This is a genomic window from Phycicoccus sp. M110.8, from assembly GCF_032464895.1.
Classification (GTDB): Bacteria; Actinomycetota; Actinomycetes; order Actinomycetales; family Dermatophilaceae; genus Pedococcus.
This window is the reverse complement of record NZ_JAWDIC010000004.1, coordinates 543,562-561,748: the sequence shown is the minus strand read 5'-3', so window position 1 is coordinate 561,748 and position 18,187 is coordinate 543,562. Positions and strand designations below refer to the sequence as shown.

14 protein-coding genes are annotated in these 18,187 nt (G+C 72.5%); 8 read left to right on the top strand and 6 right to left on the bottom strand.

What is annotated here, in order from left to right:
• Nucleotides 1–19: 19 nt before the first annotated feature.
• Nucleotides 20–1,000, bottom strand: a complete 981-nt coding sequence (gene corA / locus RKE38_RS18120) for a magnesium/cobalt transporter CorA (RefSeq protein ID WP_316008865.1) — start codon at nucleotides 998–1,000, stop codon at nucleotides 20–22.
• Nucleotides 1,001–1,059: 59 nt separating this feature from the next.
• Between corA and RKE38_RS18115 the strand changes: the two genes are divergently transcribed.
• From RKE38_RS18115 to mshC, 4 genes are read left to right on the top strand one after another with little or no spacing between them, the layout of a single operon-like run.
• A complete protein-coding gene (locus tag RKE38_RS18115) occupies nucleotides 1,060–1,752 on the top strand; it encodes an MSMEG_4193 family putative phosphomutase (protein ID WP_316008864.1) in 693 nt (230 codons plus the stop codon).
• A 9-nt stretch (nucleotides 1,753–1,761) separates the two neighbouring features.
• Complete coding sequence (locus RKE38_RS18110; protein ID WP_316008863.1) at nucleotides 1,762–2,301, top strand: DUF3090 domain-containing protein; 540 nt, start codon at nucleotides 1,762–1,764, stop codon at nucleotides 2,299–2,301.
• A complete protein-coding gene (locus RKE38_RS18105; RefSeq protein ID WP_316008917.1) occupies nucleotides 2,271–3,110 on the top strand; it encodes an SCO1664 family protein in 840 nt (279 codons plus the stop codon). The genes RKE38_RS18110 and RKE38_RS18105 overlap by 31 nt, the downstream gene beginning before the upstream one ends.
• Nucleotides 3,111–3,132: 22 nt before the next feature.
• Complete coding sequence (gene mshC, locus RKE38_RS18100; RefSeq protein ID WP_316008862.1) at nucleotides 3,133–4,383, top strand: cysteine--1-D-myo-inosityl 2-amino-2-deoxy-alpha-D-glucopyranoside ligase; 1,251 nt, start codon at nucleotides 3,133–3,135, stop codon at nucleotides 4,381–4,383.
• Between the two features lie 79 nt (nucleotides 4,384–4,462).
• On the opposite strand, the gene RKE38_RS18095 is transcribed toward mshC, so the two are convergent.
• Nucleotides 4,463–5,338: a PAC2 family protein gene (locus tag RKE38_RS18095; protein WP_316008861.1), complete on the bottom strand. Its 876-nt coding sequence runs from the start codon at nucleotides 5,336–5,338 to the stop codon at nucleotides 4,463–4,465.
• Between the two features lie 93 nt (nucleotides 5,339–5,431).
• Here RKE38_RS18095 and RKE38_RS18090 point away from each other — a divergent pair, with 93 nt between their 5' ends.
• Nucleotides 5,432–6,100: an HAD family phosphatase gene (locus RKE38_RS18090; protein WP_316008860.1), complete on the top strand. Its 669-nt coding sequence runs from the start codon at nucleotides 5,432–5,434 to the stop codon at nucleotides 6,098–6,100.
• Between the two features lie 18 nt (nucleotides 6,101–6,118).
• Here the strand turns inward: RKE38_RS18090 and RKE38_RS18085 are convergent, their stop codons facing one another.
• The gene (locus RKE38_RS18085; RefSeq protein WP_316008859.1) at nucleotides 6,119–6,964 is read right to left on the bottom strand and encodes a PD-(D/E)XK nuclease family protein; all 846 of its coding nucleotides are present in this window, start codon (nucleotides 6,962–6,964) and stop codon (nucleotides 6,119–6,121) included.
• A 152-nt stretch (nucleotides 6,965–7,116) separates the two neighbouring features.
• The gene (gene metH / locus RKE38_RS18080; protein ID WP_410055482.1) at nucleotides 7,117–10,830 is read right to left on the bottom strand and encodes a methionine synthase; all 3,714 of its coding nucleotides are present in this window, start codon (nucleotides 10,828–10,830) and stop codon (nucleotides 7,117–7,119) included.
• Between the two features lie 135 nt (nucleotides 10,831–10,965).
• Here metH and RKE38_RS18075 point away from each other — a divergent pair, with 135 nt between their 5' ends.
• From RKE38_RS18075 to arc, 3 genes are all read left to right on the top strand, one after another.
• A complete protein-coding gene (locus tag RKE38_RS18075; protein ID WP_316008857.1) occupies nucleotides 10,966–12,075 on the top strand; it encodes a site-2 protease family protein in 1,110 nt (369 codons plus the stop codon).
• Nucleotides 12,076–12,086: 11 nt separating this feature from the next.
• Nucleotides 12,087–13,148 carry a tRNA (adenine-N1)-methyltransferase gene (locus RKE38_RS18070; protein WP_316008856.1) on the top strand — a complete coding sequence of 354 codons (1,062 nt, stop codon included), beginning with the start codon at nucleotides 12,087–12,089 and terminating at the stop codon, nucleotides 13,146–13,148.
• Nucleotides 13,149–13,219: 71 nt separating this feature from the next.
• Nucleotides 13,220–14,956, top strand: a complete 1,737-nt coding sequence (arc, locus tag RKE38_RS18065; RefSeq protein WP_316008855.1) for a proteasome ATPase — start codon at nucleotides 13,220–13,222, stop codon at nucleotides 14,954–14,956.
• 23 nt (nucleotides 14,957–14,979) lie between these two features.
• Here the strand turns inward: arc and RKE38_RS18060 are convergent, their stop codons facing one another.
• Both RKE38_RS18060 and RKE38_RS18055 read right to left on the bottom strand, forming a co-directional pair.
• Complete coding sequence (locus RKE38_RS18060) at nucleotides 14,980–17,658, bottom strand: non-ribosomal peptide synthetase (RefSeq protein WP_316008854.1); 2,679 nt, start codon at nucleotides 17,656–17,658, stop codon at nucleotides 14,980–14,982.
• 84 nt (nucleotides 17,659–17,742) lie between these two features.
• Nucleotides 17,743–18,117 carry a DUF3054 domain-containing protein gene (locus RKE38_RS18055; protein WP_316008853.1) on the bottom strand — a complete coding sequence of 125 codons (375 nt, stop codon included), beginning with the start codon at nucleotides 18,115–18,117 and terminating at the stop codon, nucleotides 17,743–17,745.
• Between the last annotated feature and the right edge of the window lie 70 nt (nucleotides 18,118–18,187).

The window sequence follows — 18,187 nt, the reverse complement described above, 5'->3', positions numbered from 1 at the left end:
GGCTGGGCCGCCCGTCGCGCTACAGCCAGCCCGACTTCTTGAACATGCGGTAGAGCACGACGCACGCACCTCCCATGAGGCCCAGGGCGCCGAAGTAGCCGTAGTACCAGTGCAGCTCGGGCATGTGGTCGAAGTTCATGCCGTAGATGCCGGCGATCATGGTCGGCACCGCGGCCATCGCGACCCAGGCCGAGATCTTGCGCATGTCGTTGTTCTGCTGCACCGAGATCTGTGCCAGGTGCGCGCTGAGGATGTCCGTGAGCAGCCGGTCGTAGGACTCCATGTGGTCGATGACCCGCAGCAGGTGGTCGGCGACATCGCGAAGCAGCAGCCGGACCTCCTTGTCCGGCAGGGGCGAGCGCGATCCGTCGTGGAGCATCCGCAGGGGAGCCGCGAGCGGCGTCGCCGCGCGCCGGAACTCCAGCACCTCGCGCTTGAGCCGGTAGATCGTCTCCGAGGTCACCGTGTCGGACCCCGCGAAGACCGACTGCTCGATCTCCTCGAGGTCGTCCTGGAGCTCGGCGTCGATGGCCAGGTAGTTGTCGACGACCGCGTCCGTGACGGCGTGCAGCACCGCGATGGCCCCGTGCGAGAGCATCTCGGGATTCGCCTCGAGTCGTGCCCGCACCGACTTCAGCGGGCCGGCCTCGCCGTACCGCACGGTGACGACGAACCGGTCGCCGACGAACATCATGACCTCGCCGGTCTCGATGTCCGAGGTCTCCTCGATGTACCGCAGCGGCTTGAGGACGACGAACATCGTGTTGTCGTACAGCTCGACCTTGGCCCGCTGGTGGCCGTTGACGGCGTCCTCGACCGCGAGCGGGTGCAGCTGCAGCTCCTCGTTGACGAGGTCGAACTCCGCCGATGTCGGGTCCTTGAGCCCGATCCAGAGGAAGTCGGTGCTTTCCTCGTCGGCGCGCAGGGCGTCGAGCGCGTCGCTGAGGTCGCCGCACGGCTCACGACGCCCTCGCCGGTAGATGGCCTGGTCCACGATCACGGGGACCACTCCACCACGCCGCGGGCCGCCGGGCACGCAGCCACACGTATGGTTCGTGCGTGCCCACCGTCATCCTCGTCCGCCACGGCCACTCGACGTCGAACGGCGACGGCACCCTCGCGGGCCGCACCCCCGGCATACACCTCAGCGACCGGGGGCGTGAGCAGGTGGCGAGGCTGGCCGAGCGGTTCGCCGGTGCCACGCTCGCCCGCGTCGTGAGCAGCCCGCTCGAGCGGTGCCGGGAGACGGCCGAGGTCATCGCGGCCGCCGTGGGCGCCGACGTCGTGGTCGAGGACGACCTGCAGGAGTGCGCCTACGGCGCGTGGACCGGCCGCAGGCTCAGCGAGCTCGCCAAGGAGCCGCTGTGGTCCACCGTGCAGGACGACCCCGCCTCGGCGCGCTTCCCCGACGACGAGCGGTATGCCGCGGAGAGCCTGGCCGAGATGTCCGACCGCGTCGTGCGCGCGGTGCAGCGGCACGACGCGCAGGTGCGCGAGGCCCACGGCGAGAACGCCGTGTGGGCGGCGGTCACGCACGGCGACCTGGTCAAGGCGCTGCTCGCCGACGCGACGGGCGCGGGCCTGGGCCGGTTCCAGCGCTACACGGCCGACCCGGCGTCGGTCTCGGTGGTCCGGTACGGCGGCCGGCACACGTTCCTGCTCGCCGCCAACGACGTCGCCCCCGACCTCTCGCGCTTCCACACCCAGGAGCCGCCCCCGGCCGACGCCGCCGTGGGTGGGGGCGCCGGTTAGGCTCGCTCCATGGCGCTCGTCGAGTTCGACCCACCGGACCGGTTCGTGGCCGGCACCGTCGGCCCCCCGGGCCAGCGCACCTTCTTCCTGCAGGCCAGCTCGGGCCGTCGGGTCACGAGCGTGTCGCTGGAGAAGGAGCAGGTGTCGGTCCTGGCCGACCGCATCAACGACCTGCTGGACAGCTACGCCGGGGGAGCGGGGGGCGACCACGCCGCTGCCGCCCTGGTCGACAACGCGCCGCTGGACACGCCCATCGAGGACGAGTTCCGGGTCAACACGCTCAGCCTCGCCTGGGACGAGGCCCGCGGCGTGGTCGTGATCGAGGCACTCGACCGCGACCCCGACGACCCCGAGGCCAGCCTCGACCCGTCGGTCCTGACCGAGGAGCCCCGCCAGATCCGCGTCGTGCTCCCGCCCGCGAACGCGCGGGCGTTCGCCCGCCGGGCCCAGTCGGTGGTCTCCGCCGGCCGCCCGCCGTGCCCCTTCTGCGGTGGCCCGCTGGAGCCCGAGGGCCACATCTGTCCACGCGCGAACGGATACAAGCGCTGAGCGGCTGGCCGACCGAACCGCGGGCCGTCGAGGAGCTGCTCACCACGGCGGACCTGGTGGTGCTCGGTGCCCTCGCGGACGCGTCCAACCTGGCGCTGCTCGTGCGCCTCGGCTCCGACGAGGGCCCACTCGCGGTGTACAAGCCGATCTCGGGCGAGCGACCGCTGTGGGACTTCCCGGACGGGTCACTCGCGGCCCGCGAGGTGGCGGCCCGGCTCATCAGCGACCTGGGCGGGTGGGACGTCGTCCCGGCGACGGTGCTGCGCGAGGGGCCGCACGGTCCCGGTTCGGTGCAGCGCTGGGTCGGCGACCCCGAGGAGGTGCCGGAGCACCCCGTCGACGTCGTCCCGGTCGGTCACGTCCCCGAGGGGTGGTTGCCGGTGCTGCGGGGCGAGGACGAGCGGGGGCGTGCCGTCGTCGTCGTGCACGAGGACACGGCCGCCGCCCGCTCGGTGGCGGTGTTCGACGCGGTGATCAACAACGCCGACCGCAAGGGCTCGCACCTCGTCCGGGTCGAGGGCGGGCTGCGCGGCTTCGACCACGGCGTCAGCCTGCACGAGGAGCGCAAGCTGCGAACCGTGCTGTGGGGGTTCGCCGGCCAGCCGGTCGCCGACGAGGAGCTGGCCCGCGTCGACCGGGTGCTGGCGGCCGTCTCCGACGGCACGTCGGACCTGCGGGCCGAGCTCGACGTGCTGCTCACCCCCGCCGAGGTGGCGGCCCTGGAGGCGCGCTGCCGCGCCCTGCTGGCGGCCGCGGCATACCCCACGCCGTCGGGGCAGTGGCCGGCCATCCCGTGGCCGCCGCTCTGAGCCGCCCCCGTAGGCTTCGTCCGTGATCTCCTGGCCCACGCCCTCCATCCCCTCCGTGCCGGGCACCGGTCGCCCCGTCCAGCTCTTCGACACCTCGACCGCGGCCGTCCGCGCCCTCACGCCAGGCCCCACCGCACGCCTGTACGTCTGTGGGATCACCCCCTACGACGCGACGCACATGGGCCACGCCGCGACCTACGTGACCTTCGACGTGCTGGGCCGCGCGCTGCGCGACGCCGGGCACCGGGTGCAGTACGTCCAGAACATCACCGACGTCGACGACCCGCTGCTCGAGCGGGCCCAGCGCGACGGTGTCGGCTGGGAGCAGCTGGCGGCCGACCAGATCGCGCTGTTCCGCGAGGACATGACGGCGCTGGCCGTGATCCCCCCGGACCAGTACGTCGGGGTCGTCGAGAGCATCGTCCCGGTGGCCGCGGCGGTGCGGGCGCTCCTGGAGTCCGGTGCGGCGTATGCCGTGGACACGCCGGATTCCGAGGCCGGCGACGACATCTACCTCGACCTGCGCCGCGACCCCGGCTTCGGGTCGGTCTCCAACTGGTCCCGCGAGCAGATGATGGCCGTCTTCGCCGAGCGGGGCGGCGACCCCGATCGCGCGGGCAAGCGCGACCGCCTCGACCCCCTGCTGTGGCGCGCCGCCCGGCCGGGGGAGCCGTCGTGGCCCGCGAAGGGGCTGGCCGACGGCCGGCCGGGATGGCACATCGAGTGCACGTCCATCGCCCTCGACCACCTCGGCATGGCGTTCGACGTGCAGGGCGGCGGCACCGACCTCGTCTTCCCGCACCACGAGATGAGCGCGACGCAGGCCACCGTCCTGACGGGGGAGCGGCCGTTCGCCCGCACGTACGCGCACCAGGCGATGGTGGGCCTCGACGGCGAGAAGATGAGCAAGTCCCGGGGCAACCTGGTGCTCGTCTCGAAGCTGCGCGCCGATGGCGTCGACCCGATGGCGATCCGCCTGGCCCTGCTCGCGCACCACTACCGCACCGAGTGGTCGTGGACCGACGCCGGCCTGGCCGAGGCCAAGCAGCGTCTGGACCGGTGGCGCGCGGCGTTCTCGGTCGCCACGGCGCCGTCGTCCGACGGGGCCGTGCAGGAGCTGCGCGCCCGGGTGGCCGACGACCTCGACACCCCGGGCGCCCTCGCCGTGGTGGACCGCTGGGCCCACCGCACCCTCACGGTCGGCGGCGAGGACGAGGCCGCTCCGGGCGTGCTGGCCCGCGCGGTCGACGCGATCCTCGGCGTGCGGGTCTAGTCCCACCCGGGTCTGGTCCGGGCGAGGGTCCGGACCGAGGAGGGTCCGGACAGGACGAGGACTCGGTCCGGACGAAGGGCTAGGCCGGACCCCCGGGGCCCGGCTGCGGGCCGCCGTCCTGGCCGCGCCGTCGCAGGTACCGCTCGAACTCCCGCGCGATGGCGTCGCCGCTGGCCTCGGGCAGGTCCGCCGTGTCCTGGGCCTGCTCCAGGGACTGGACGTACTCGGCGACCTCGTCGTCGGTCTCGGCGAGCTCGTTCACGCCGCGCTCCCACGCACGTGCGCCCTCGGGGAGGTCGCCGTGGGGGATGGGGGCGTCCAGCAGCTCCTCGAGCTTGGAGATGAGGGCGAGGGTGGCCTTGGGCGAGGGGGTGTGGCCGGCGTAGTGCGGCACCGCGGCCCAGCACGAGACCGACTGCAACCCGCTCTGGGTGGCTGCGTCGGCGAGGACGCCCACGATCCCCGTGGGGCCCTCGTACCGGCTCGGCTCGAGGTCGAAGCGGTGGATGACGTCCTCGTCCTCGGAGGTCGCCGTCACCGGGATGGGGCGGGTGTGCGCCACGTCGGCCATCAGGGCGCCGAGGGTGATGACGGTGCTCGCCCCGACCTCCTGGGCGAACTCCATCAGCTCGATCGTGAAGGCGCGCCAGCGGAACGACGGCTCGATGCCCTGCACGAGGACCACGTCGCGGTCCAGGCCCGAGCTCGAGGCCACGAGGATCCGGGTCGTCCGCCAGTGGATGCGGCGCCGGCCGTCGTCGAGCACGACGCGGGGGCGGTTGACCTGGAAGTCGTAGTACTCCTCGGGGTCGAGGGCCGCGATGGGCTCGGCGTCCCAGACGTCGACGAGGTGGTCGATGGCTGCCGTGGCTGCCTCGCCGGCGTCGTTCCACCCCTCGAAGGCTGCGATCACGACCGGGTTGTCCAGCTCCGGCACGTCCTCGAGCTCGATCACCGTTCCTCCTTCGCACACCGGCGGGGTGCCGGTCTTCCCAGCCTACGGTCCCGTCGTCGGGACGGTGCGCAGGCCTGCGTAGACTCGGCCGACGTGACCGACCTGCCCGCCGCCGTCTTCTGGGACATGGACGGCACCCTCATCGACACCGAGCCGTACTGGATCGCTGCCGAGCACGCGATCGTCGAGGAGGCCGGCGGGGTCTGGAGCGACGAGTACGCCCACGAGCTGGTCGGCAACGACCTCATGGTGTCGGCACAGTTCATCCGGGACAACAGCCCCGTGGACCTCGACCCGGTGCAGATCGTCGACCAGCTGCTCGAGCGGGTGATCGTCCAGGTGCGCGAGCACGTGCCGTGGCGTCCCGGCGCGCTCGAGCTGCTCGAGGCCCTCGCCGCCGAGTCCGTGCCGAGCGCGCTCGTGACCATGTCGTGGCGGTCGCTGGCCGACGCCGTCGTCGGCGCCCTGCCGGAGGGCACGTTCTCGGCCGTCATCACCGGGGACGAGGTCGAGCACGGCAAGCCCCACCCGGAGCCGTACCTGGCTGCCGCCCGCGCCCTCGGCGTCGAGGCGGCTGAGTGCGTGGCCATCGAGGACTCGCCGACCGGTGTCCGGTCGGCCGTGGGCGCCGGCGTGCCGACCCTGGCCGTCCCGCATGTGGTCCCCGTGCCGGTCATCGCCGGCGCGGTGCAGGCGCCGAGCCTGCGCGGGCTCACCCCGCGCGACCTGCGCACCCTCTTCGACGGCGCCCGCCGGGCCTGACGCCCGCAGTCCTCCGGGCTAGTCGTCGGCGGGGACGACCTGACCCGAGACGCCCGGGTCGAGCGCGATCCTGGCCGCGTCCTGCGGCAGCGGTGGCGGGGTGCCGCCCCACGCCGGGCAGAACTGCCGGAAGTCGCACCAGTCGCACAGCCGTGAGGTCTTGGGCCGCCAGTCCCCGGTGGTGGCAGCGCGCTCGATGGCGCCCCAGACCGCCTTGAGGTTGCGCTCGAGGCCGAGCAGGTCGTGCTCGTCGGGGGAGTAGCGCACCACCTCGCCGTTGCCGAGGTAGACCAGCTGCAGCAGGCGCGGGATCTCACCGCGCAGCCGCCAGAGCACGAGCGCGTAGAACTTCATCTGGAACAGCGCCTTGCCCTCGAACAGCTCGCTCGGGGACCGGCCGGTCTTGTAGTCGACGACCCGCATCGCGCCGTCGGGCGCCACGTCGAGTCGGTCGACGTACCCGCGCAGGACGAGGCCGTCGACGTCGGTCTCGACGTAGAGCTCCCGCTCCGCCGGCTCGAGCCGGGTCGGGTCCTCGAGGGTGAACCAGGTCTCGATCAGCGCGTTGGCCTCACCGAACCACGAGTCGAGCGTGCGCTGCTCGTCCCCGGCGATCATCTCGGCGAGCTCGGGCTCCTGCTCGACCAGCTGCTGCCACTGCGGCCCCACGAGCTCGGCCGCGGCCGTGGGCGTCCGCTGCTCCGGAGGCAGGTCGAAGAGCCGCTCCAGCACGGCGTGGACGAGCGTGCCCCGGGCCGCGGCAGGCGAGGGCGGGGCGGGCAGCTTGTCGACGGCGCGGAAGCGGTAGAGCAGGGGGCACTGCTTGAAGTCCGACGCTCGGCTCGGGGACAGGGCGGGAACCATGCCACGCACTCTAGGTGCCGGCGCCGACACGACCCGGCACCCCGCGCCATACCAACTCCCAGACCTCCCACTTGTTGCCAGCAGGTCGTCACGGAAGGCCGAAGAAGCCGGCCTGGTGACCACGAGGTGGCAACAAGTGGGGAAGGCGGGGGTCAGTCCTCGGGGATGTAGCCCAGGTTGGGGGAGAGCCAGCGCTCGGCCTCGGCGAGGGTCCAGCCCTTGCGCCCGGCGTAGTCCTCGACCTGGTCGCGGCCGAGCCGCCCCACGACGAAGTACTGCGACTCCGGGTGCGAGAAGTACCAGCCCGACACCGATGCCCCCGGCCACATGGCCATCGACTCCGTCAGCTCGATCCCGGTCTTCTCCTTGACCCCCAGCAGGTCCCAGAGGACCTCCTTCTCGGTGTGGTCGGGGCAGGCCGGGTAGCCGGGCGCCGGGCGGATGCCGCTGTACTTCTCCGCGATCAGGTCGTCGTTCGGCAGGTGCTCGTCGGGGGCGTAGCCCCAGAAGTCGTGCCGCACGCGCTCGTGCATGCGCTCCGCGAACGCCTCGGCCAGCCGGTCGGCGAGGGCCTCGAGCATGATGGCGCTGTAGTCGTCGCCGTCGGCCTTGAGCTGCATGACCCGCTCCTGCGACCCGAGCCCGGCCGTGACCGCGAACGCCCCGACGTGGTCGGACAGGCCCGACTCCCGCGGCGCGACGAAGTCGGACATGGCGCGGTTGGGCACGCCTTCACGGTGCGAGCCCTGCTGGCGCAGGGTGTGCAGCGTCGTCGCGACGTGCTCGCGGCTCTCGTCGGTGTAGACCTCGATGTCGTCGCCGACCGCGTTCGCCGGGAACAGGCCGATGACGCCCTCAGCCCGCAGCCAGCGCTCCTCGACGATGCGGTCGAGCATCTCCTGGGCGTCCTGCCAGAGCCGGGTCGCGGCCTCGCCCGTGGCGGGGTTGTTGAGGATGTCCGGGAAGCGCCCCTTCATCTCCCAGGCGAGGAAGAACGGCCCCCAGTCGATGTACCGGCGCAGCTCGTCGAGCGGGTAGTCGTGGAACGTCCGCACGAACTGCGTCGGCACCTTCCCGCGGGCGCCGGACTGGCGACGCAGGAGCTCCTTCTCCTGGGCGGCGACGAGGTGCGGCACGGGCGGGTGGTAAGCCGTCCAGTCGATGGGCGTGGCGTGCGCCCGCGCCTTCTCGAGGGAGACCAGCGGGCGCTCGGTCGCCTTGGCCGCGTGGCGGGCCCGCAGCGAGTCGTAGTCGGCCTCGACCTGGGCCATCAGCGTCGGGCGCTGCTCGTCCGACAGCAGCTGCGCGACGACCGGGACGGACCGCGACGCGTCCTTCACCCACACGACCGGGCCGTGGTACCGCTGGTCGACCTTGACGGCGGTGTGCGCCCGCGAGGTGGTCGCGCCACCGATGAGCAGGGGCAGGTCGAAGCCCTGCCGCTCCATCTCCGCGGCGAAGTTCACCATCTCGTCCAGGCTCGGCGTGATCAGGCCGGAGAGGCCGATGACGTCCGCGTTCTCCGCCCTGGCCGCGTCGAGGATCTTCTGCGCCGGCACCATGACGCCGAGGTCGACGACGTCGTAGTTGTTGCACTGCAGCACCACGCCGACGATGTTCTTGCCGATGTCGTGGACGTCGCCCTTGACGGTGGCCATGACCACCTTGCCCTTGGCGCGCTTGGGGGCGTCGGACTTCTCGGCCTCGATGTACGGCACGAGGTACGCCACGGCCTTCTTCATGACGCGGGCCGACTTCACCACCTGTGGCAGGAACATCTTGCCGCTGCCGAACAGGTCGCCCACGACGTTCATGCCGTCCATGAGCGGGCCCTCGATGACCTCGATCGGCCGGCCGCCGCGCTCCTCGATGAGGGCGCGCAGCTCCTCGGTGTCGGCCTCGACGTGGTCGTCGATGCCCTTGACGAGCGCGTGCGTGATCCGCTCCTCGACGGGGAGTGAGCGCCACTCCTCGGTCTTCTCCTCGGCGGCCTCGCCGCTGCTGTTGAACCGGTCGGCGATCTCGAGCAGGCGCTCGGTGGAGTCCGGGCGGCGGTTGAGGACGACGTCCTCGATCCGCTCGCGCAGCTCGGGGTCGATCTCGTCGTAGACGACGAGGGCACCGGCGTTGACGATGCCCATGTCCATGCCCGCCCGGATGGCGTGGAAGAGGAAGACCGCGTGGATCGCCTCACGGACGGGGTTGTTGCCGCGGAACGAGAACGAGACGTTGGAGACGCCGCCGGAGACGAGCGCGCCGGGGAGGTTCTCCTTGATCCAGCGCGTGGCCTCGATGAAGTCGGTGCCGTATGCCGCGTGCTCCTCGATACCCGTGGCCACCGCGAAGATGTTGGGGTCGAAGATGATGTCCTCCGCGGGCAGGCCGACCTCCTGGGTGAGGATGTCGTAGGCCCGGCGGCAGATGACCTTGCGCCGCTCGAGGTTGTCGGCCTGGCCCTCCTCGTCGAAGGCCATCACCACGACGGCCGCGCCGTACTTGCGGCACAGGCGGGCCTGCTCGACGAACTTCTCGACGCCCTCCTTCATCGAGATGGAGTTGACGATCGGCTTGCCCTGCACACACTTGAGGCCGGCCTCGATGACCTCCCACTTCGAGGAGTCGATCATCAGCGGCACGCGGGAGATGTCCGGCTCGGACGCGACGAGCTTGAGGAAGCGGTCCATCGCCGCGACGCCGTCGATCATCCCCTCGTCCATGTTGACGTCGATGACCTGCGCGCCGGCCTCGACCTGCTGCCGGGCGACGTTGAGCGCGGTGGGGTAGTCCTCGGCCTGGATGAGCTTGCGGAACCGTGCCGAGCCGGTGATGTTCGTCCGCTCGCCGACGTTGACGAAGAGCGACTCCTCGGTGACGGTCAGCGGCTCCAGGCCCGAGAGGCGCAGCGCAGGCGAGACCTCCGAGGGCACCCGCGGCTTCTCGCCCGCGGCGGCCTCGGCGATCGCCTTGATGTGGTCGGGGGTCGTGCCGCAGCACCCGCCGAGCAGGTTGACCAGCCCCGCCTGCGCGAACTCGCCGACGACCGCCGCCATGGCGTCCGGGGTCTCGTCGTACTCGCCGAAGTGGTTGGGCAGGCCGGCGTTCGGGTAGCACGACACGAAGGTGTCGGCGACGCGCGCCAGCTCCGCGGCATACGGGCGCATCTCGGCCGCACCGAGGGCGCAGTTGAGCCCGACCGCGATGGGGCGGGCGTGGCGCACGCTGTGCCAGAAGGCCTCGGTGACCTGGCCCGAGAGGGTGCGGCCCGAGGCGTCGGTGATGGTGCCGGAGATGATGACCGGCCAGCGGCGGTCGTGCTCCTCGAAGAGGGTCTCCAGCGCGTAGATCGCGGCCTTGGCGTTGAGGGTGTCGAAGATCGTCTCGACGATGAGGACGTCCGCGCCGCCGTCGACGAGGCCGCGCGCCTGCTCGAGGTACGCCTCGACGAGCTCGTCGTAGCTGACGTTGCGCGTGCCCGGGTCGTTGACGTCCGGGGAGATCGACGCGGTGCGGTTCGTGGGGCCGAGGGCGCCGAGCACCCAGCGCGGGCGGTCGGGCGTGCGCGCGGTCATGGCGTCGCACGCCTCGCGGGCCAGGCGGGCGGCCGCGACGTTCATCTCGTAGGCGAGGTCGGACATGCCGTAGTCGGCCAGGGAGATGCGCTGGGCGTTGAAGGTGTTCGTCTCGACCAGGTCGGCGCCGGCCTCGAGGTAGGCGTCGTGGATGCCACGGATGACGCCCGGCTGGGTGATGGACAGCAGGTCGTTGTTGCCCTTGAGGTCGTCGGCCCAGTCGGCGAACCTCTCTCCGCGGTAGTCCTCCTCGGCCAGCCCCTCCCGCTGGATCATGGTGCCCATGGCGCCGTCCATCACGAGGATCCGCTCGCGCAGGGCAGCCCCCAGCTCGTCGGATACGTCGGGGCGATGTGTCACGGTTCCAGGCACCCGCCAAGTATCGCCCATGCCCCGCCCGGGGCGTCCACCGCCTTCACGTAGGGTTCCCGCATGAGCGCCCCCGCCGCCCGTGAGGCCGAGGAGTCCGGGCACGGCGTGCGGATCGCCCGCGTCGCCGGGATCCCCGTCTACCTCGCGCCCAGCTGGTTCCTCATCGCGGTGGTGATCATCGCGATCGTGGCCGGTCCGGTGCTGACGACCCGGCCGCTGTTCGGCATCGGGGTCGGGGTGCTGCAGGCCCTGCTGCTGCTCGTCTGCGTCCTCGCCCACGAGGCCGCCCACGCCGTGACGGCCCGCGCCTTCGGCATGCCGGTCCTGCGCATCGTGGCCAACGTGTGGGGCGGTCACACCTCCATGGAGGCGGTGCGCTCGACCCCCGGCAGGATGGCGGCCGTCGCCGCGGCCGGCCCGCTGGCCAACGCCGCCCTGGCGCTCCTGGCGTATGCCGTGGCGCCCCTCGTGACCGGCGACCTCAGCCACCGGCTCGTCACCGGCATGGTCATCATCAACGGCAGCCTCGCGGTGCTCAACCTCCTCCCCGGCATGCCCCTCGACGGCGGCCAGGTGGTGGAGTGCCTGGTCTGGAAGGCGACGGGGGACCGCAACAAGGGTGCCGTGGTCGCGGGCTGGTCCGGCCGGGTCGTCACGGTGCTCGTCGTCCTGTGGTTCTTCGTCCGGCCGGTCGCGCTGGGGCAGGGCATCGGGTTCGGCTCGATCTGGGTGCTCGTGATCGCCTCGGTGCTGTGGGCCGGGGCGAGCGAGTCCGTGCGCCGCGGCACCGCGCTGGGCAAGCTCGGCCGGCTGAGGGTGCAGGACGTCGCCGAGCGCGCCGTGGTGCTGGCCCCCGACAGCACCGTCGGCATGGCCCTGGACCACCCCGACATCGTGCTGACGACGGACGAGCGCGGCGTGCCCTGCCTGGTCTTCGGTGCCATGGACCTGGCCCTGCACCACGACCTCGACCGGCAGGCGCCGGTCAGCGCCGCCGTCTTCCGGGTGCCGGATGCCAACGTCGTCGACGCCGGACCTCAGGACGGGGTGGACGTGGTCGTCGCCGCGATGCAGCAGACCGGCTCCGGGACCGTCGTCCTCACCAGCGGCGGCCGGGCCTGGGGTGTCACGAGCGTCGACCGGATCAACGCGGCCGCGGAGCGCAACTAGACTCCCGGCCCATGACCACCGGGCCGCAGGACACCACCACCTCCACCTCGACGGCCGTCGGTGCCGACCTGCGCCGCGGGCCGTTCGGCGTGGGGGAGCGGGTCCAGCTGACCGACCCGAAGGGGCGGCTGCACACGATCACCCTGGAGCCCGGACGCGAGTTCCACACCCACCGCGGCCGGCTCGCCCACGACGACCTCATCGGCGCCCCCGACGGGTCGGTGGTCCGCAACACCGCGGGTGTCGAGTATCTCGCGCTGCGCCCGCTGCTGTCCGACTACGTCATGTCGATGCCGCGCGGCGCCGCGGTCGTCTACCCCAAGGACGCGGGCCAGATCGTGACGATGGCCGACGTGTTCCCCGGGGCCCACGTCGTCGAGGCGGGCGTCGGGTCCGGCGCCCTGTCGATGTCGCTGCTGCGGGCTGTCGGCGAGCACGGCACCCTGCACTCCTTCGAGCGGCGCGAGGACTTCGCCGACATCGCCAGGGGCAACGCGCGGGCGTTCTTCGGCGTGGACCACCCCGCGTGGACGGTCACCGTCGGCGACCTCGTCGAGGAGCTGCCCCGGACCGTCGAGCCGGGGACCGTGGACCGCGTCGTCCTGGACATGCTCGCGCCGTGGGAGTGCCTCGACGTCGTCTCCCAGGCGCTGCTGCCGGGCGGGGTGCTCATCTGCTACGTCGCCACCGCCACCCAGCTCTCGCGCGTCGCCGAGGCGATCCGTGACCACGGCGGCTACACCGAGCCCGAGGCCTGGGAGTCCCTGGTTCGGGGCTGGCATCTCGAGGGCCTCGCCGTCCGCCCGCAGCACCGCATGCACGGACACACCGGCTTCCTCATCACCACGCGCCGGCTCGCCCCGGGCGTCACCCCGCCGCTGCGCAAGAGGCGGCCGGCCAAGGGCGCCTACGGCGAGGACGGCGACGCCGGCGCCACGCCCGGTGACACCACGGCATTCGGCCAGGAGGCGGAGTTCTCGGCCGAACAGCTGGGGGAGCGCGTCCCATCAGACAAGAAGATCCGGCGCCTTCGCCGTTCTGTGACGCAAACCTCCACGACGACCGAGCAGTAGCGCGTTAGGTTGGGTCATCGGTCGCACTGCTGCGGCCGGTGGGTACGTCGATCGCCACCGAGGGAGCCGACATGACCGACCAGCACCGCCACGACCCGTCCGACGAGCGCCGCCAGGCCGAGCTCCTCGCCGAGGAGGTCGCTGCCCTGCGCCAGCGGCTCGCCGACGCGCCGGCACGATCCCGCGAGCTCGAGACCAAGGTCCTGCAGCTGCAGTCGAACCTCGCCACCATCTCCTCCCAGAACGAGCGGCTCGTCCGCACGCTCAAGGAGGCGCGCGAGCAGATCGTGACCCTGAAGTCCGAGGTGGACCGGCTCGCGCAGCCGCCCGCGGCATACGGCGTCGTCCTGGAGTCCTACGACGACGCCACGGTGGACATCCTCACCGGGGGCCGCAAGATGCACGTGGCCGTGAGCCCGGCCGTCGACCCCGCGGAGCTGTCCGCCGGGCGCGAGGTGCGCCTCAACGAGGCCATGAACGTCGTCGCCACGTGCGGGTACGAGCGCACCGGCGAGGTCGTGATGATCAAGGAGATGCTCGGCGACGGCCGGGTCCTGGTCGTCGCGCACGCCGACGAGGAGCGCGTCTGCCGGATCGCCGACTCCCTCGAGGGCGAGCCGATCCGCGTCGGCGACGCCCTCATGCTCGAGCCGCGGTCCGGGTTCGTCTACGAGCGCATCCCCAAGGCCGAGGTGGCCGAGCTGGTGCTCGAGGAGGTGCCCGACATCGACTACGAGGACATCGGGGGCCTGGCCGGCCAGATCGAGGCCATCCGCGACGCCGTCGAGCTGCCCTACCTGCACCCCGACCTGTTCACCGAGCACCAGCTCAAGCCGCCGAAGGGCGTGCTGCTCTACGGCCCGCCCGGATGTGGCAAGACGCTCATCGCCAAGGCGGTCGCGTCGAGCCTGGCCAAGAAGGTCGCCGAGCGCGAGGGCAAGCCGGTCGGCAAGTCCTTCTTCCTCAACATCAAGGGCCCCGAGCTGCTCAACAAGTACGTCGGCGAGACCGAGCGGCACATCCGGCTCATCTTCCAGCGGGCCCGGGAGAAGGCCTCCGGTGGCACGCCGGTCGTGGTGTTCTTCGACGAGATGGACAGCCTGTTCCGCACCCGCGGCTCGGGTGTCTCCTCCGACGTCGAGACGACGATCGTCCCGCAGCTGCTGTCGGAGATCGACGGAGTGGAGCGGCTCGAGAACGTCATCGTCATCGGTGCCTCGAACCGCGAGGACATGATCGACCCGGCGATCCTGCGTCCCGGCCGGCTCGACGTGAAGATCAAGATCGAGCGCCCCGACGCCGAGAGCGCCCGCGACATCTTCACGAAGTACCTGACCGCGGACCTGCCGCTGCACGAGCACGACCTGTCCGAGCACGGCGGGTCACCGCAGGCGACCGTCGACGCCATGATCACCGCCACCGTCGAGCGGATGTACTCCGAGATCGAGGAGAACCGGTTCCTCGAGGTGACCTACGCCAACGGTGACAAGGAGGTCCTGTACTTCAAGGACTTCAACAGCGGCGCGATGATCCAGAACATCGTCGACCGGGCGAAGAAGATGGCCATCAAGGACTTCCTCACCGTCGGCGCCAAGGGCATCCGGGTCGACCACCTGCTCGCCAGCTGCGTCGACGAGTTCAAGGAGAACGAGGACCTGCCCAACACGACCAACCCCGACGACTGGGCCCGCATCTCCGGCAAGAAGGGCGAGCGGATCGTCTACATCCGCACGCTCGTCACCGGCAAGAGCGGCACCGAGCCGGGTCGGTCGATCGACAACGTCGCCAACACCGGCCAGTACCTCTAGCCGCCAGCTCCAGCGGCCGACCGCTAGCCGCCGACGCCCGCCCGGGTCCGCACGCTGCGGGCCCGGGCGACGTGTGTCCGCACCCGGGATGCGGTGCCGCGGCCGCGGGCCTCCAGCCAGGTCCAGCCCCGGTGGTAGGCGATGCCCACGGCGATCGAGGCCGCCATGGCGAGCACCGAGCTGTACGCCATGAGGTGCGGGTAGACGACGAAGTGCGTCAGGTAGACGAACAGCGAGGCTGCCGCGACCGCCGAGGCCGCCCGCGCGAGGCAGCCCGGCAGCCGCACGGCAGGCAGCCAGACCAGGGCGAGCACCCCGAGCATGACGGTCGGGCCGCGCATCGGCATGCTCGGCCAGAATCCCGGCAGCGTGAGCAGCGGCACCGCCGAGACGAGCAGCCGCTGCGGCACCGTGCGGGCGCGCGCGGCCGCCCAGCCCGTCGCGAACAGCCAGATCAGCACGTAGGCGTTGGCGCCGCGGTATGGCCCGGCGTCCGGCACCACCACGTCGTACCGCGTGAGCAGGCCGACGCCCACCAGCGCCATGGGGAAGGCGAAGGGGAACCGCCGCTCCCACCGGTCGACGGCCGGCACCGACAGCAGGAGCGCCGCGCCCGCCAGCAGGGCGACCAGGGCCTCGACGAACCAGTAGTGCCAGTGCGGCGACCAGCGGGCCCAGTCCCCGAGGACCTGGTTGAGCAGCAGGACGTTGCGCCAGTCGTAGGTGCCGAGGGTCACCGCGACGACGGCGATCCACAGGGCGCTGGGTGCCCAGATCCGCAGGGCACTCCGGACGATGCCCCTGGCGCGCTCGGCGCGCGGTCGGGCGGTGAGCTGGAAGCGGGCCAGGTTGAACCCCGCGAGGGCCAGCAGGGTGTGCGCGCCACCGGGCACGAAGGACAGGTGCGTGTGGTTGGCGAGGATGAGCAGGACCGCGACCGCCCGCACCACGACGCTCGTCTCCACGGCGTGCCAGCCGCGTCGCCAGCGTGGGGTCGGGCGGCCACCGTCCACCGCCAGGTCCCGGCCCGGGTGCGAGGGCCGGGCTGCCGCGACGAGCTCGGCGGGGGAGAGCAGGTGCCACCCGGCCGGGAGCGCGCCGAGGAGCCGCTCGAGGCGCAGCGACACCTCGACGTAGGAGAGCGAGTCGCCGCCGAGGTCGACGAAGCTCGTGCGCTCGTCGGCCCCCGGGGCGTCGAGCAGGTCGCGGTAGAGGGCCGCCACGGCCTGGGGAGTGAGGGCGGCCGGGGCGCCGGCGCCTGCGTGCTCCGCCCGTGCTGCGCGGGCGCGGGCCCGGTGGGCCTCGACGAGCGCTGCCATGCCCGGGTAGTCGGGCTTGCCCGTGGGCAGGACCAGCACGTCGGCGCCGTCGAGCACGACGACCCCGCTGGCGGGTATGCCGTGCCGGCGGGTGAGCGTGTCCGTCACCGCGTCCCCGGAGCCGGGCTCGGCGGCCACGACGCCCACGGCGTCGCCGAGGTCGACGCAGTGGGCCCGGACGCCGGCCTCGGCCAGGTCGCGCTCGGCCCGGTCGAGGTCGATCCGCAGGCCGACGACCTTGGCGAAGCGGCTGCGCCGCCCGACGACCTCGACCGTCCCGTCGGCGCGCAGGTGCCCGAGGTCGCCGGTGCGCAGCTCGGTGACGTCGCGCCCGCGCGCCAGGTCACCGGGGTGCTCGGCGTACCCCAGCATGACGTTGGGGCCGGAGTAGACGAGCTCTCCGAGGCCGCACTCGAGCTCGGACAGCGGGTCGAGCCGGAACCGTCCGCCTGGGACGGGGAGCCCGACGGTCTCGGCGTGGGAGTCGAGCAGCTCCGGCGGCAGGACCGCCATGCGCGCGGTCGCCTCGGTCTGGCCGTACATGACGAAGAGGTCCCAGCCGCGCGAGCGCCCCAGCGTGGCATACCGTCGCACCGCGTCGGGGGCGAGCCGGCCGCCGGCCTGGGTCACCACGCGCAGGCTGGGGTGGTGGCGCTCGGCGAAGCCGCTGCGGTCGAGCAGCTCGAACGTGTGCGGGACCCCGGCGAGGGTCGTGACACCGGCGTCGTCGACGAGCCGCCAGAAGCACGGGTCGACCACGGACAGGTCGGTGAGGACGAGCGAGGCGCCGACCGCGAGGTGGCTGTGCGCGACGGAGAGGCCGTAGCAGTAGTGCAGCGGGAGCGTGGTGGCCGCCCGGTCGCCGGGTCGGGTGCGCAGCGCCTCGGCGATGGCCAGGGCGTTGCTGTCGAGGTTCTCGTGCGACAGCCGGACGAGCTTGGGGGAGCCGGTGGAGCCGGAGGTCGGCAGGAGCAGCGCGAGGTCGGGGTGCAGCTCATGGGCCGGTTCGGCGCTCCGGTGGGTGACCTGCCAGCCGGCGCCGTCGCGGGAGGCCACGACGTCGGGGGAGTACCGCTCCACGAGGGACGCGTGGTGCTGGGGGCGGTCGCCCGGGACCACCAGCGGGACGTGCCCGGAGGCCAGGGCGCCGAGGTAGGTGACAAGGAAGTCGAGCGAGTTCTCCGCCGCGAGCAGCACGAGGCGCCGTCCGGTCCCGAGCGCGGAGCCGGCGTCCTGGACGCGAGCGGTTAGGTCGGCATACGTGAGCGGGCCCTCGGGCGTCCACACGGCGCAGCGGTCGCCGTGCTCGGCGAGGGCGGCGGCGAACCGGCTCGCGGGCCGGGGCCGCGTCGTCTCGTGCGAGGGGGTGGGGAACGAGCTCACGCAGGGCACGTTATTAGGTAAGCCTTACCAAACTCAAACCCGGGCGTGCCGCGGTGGCCGCCCGCCTGGCCGGTGGTCACCGCCTCAGCGGCGGTTCGCCGCCCGGGCCGACCACCGGGCGAGGCCCTCGCCCCCGAAGCGCAGGACCGCGACCGCGCAGCGCCAGCCCACGAGGAAGAGGCCGAGCACCAGCAGGGTCACCAGGCCGAAGGACCAGGCGAAGCCGCCCCCGGACAGGACCCGCAGCCCCAGCCCGAGCACGACGGTGACCAGCCACACCACCTCGGCACCGGGCACGCCGACCGGCCAGCCGCGCAGCCGCACCGCCGCCACCCAGCCCACGGCGAGGGCGACGAGGAAGGGCCACGCGACCTCGAGAACCCCCGTGACGGTGAGGCCCTCGCGGTGGCTGGCCCGGCCGACGGTGGCGAACAGCAGCACGAAGGCGGCGTCGACCACGAACGCCGCGATCCTGCCCCTCAGGCGGACCACCCCGTCAGGTGCCGGCGCGCAGCCGGGCGGCCACCGG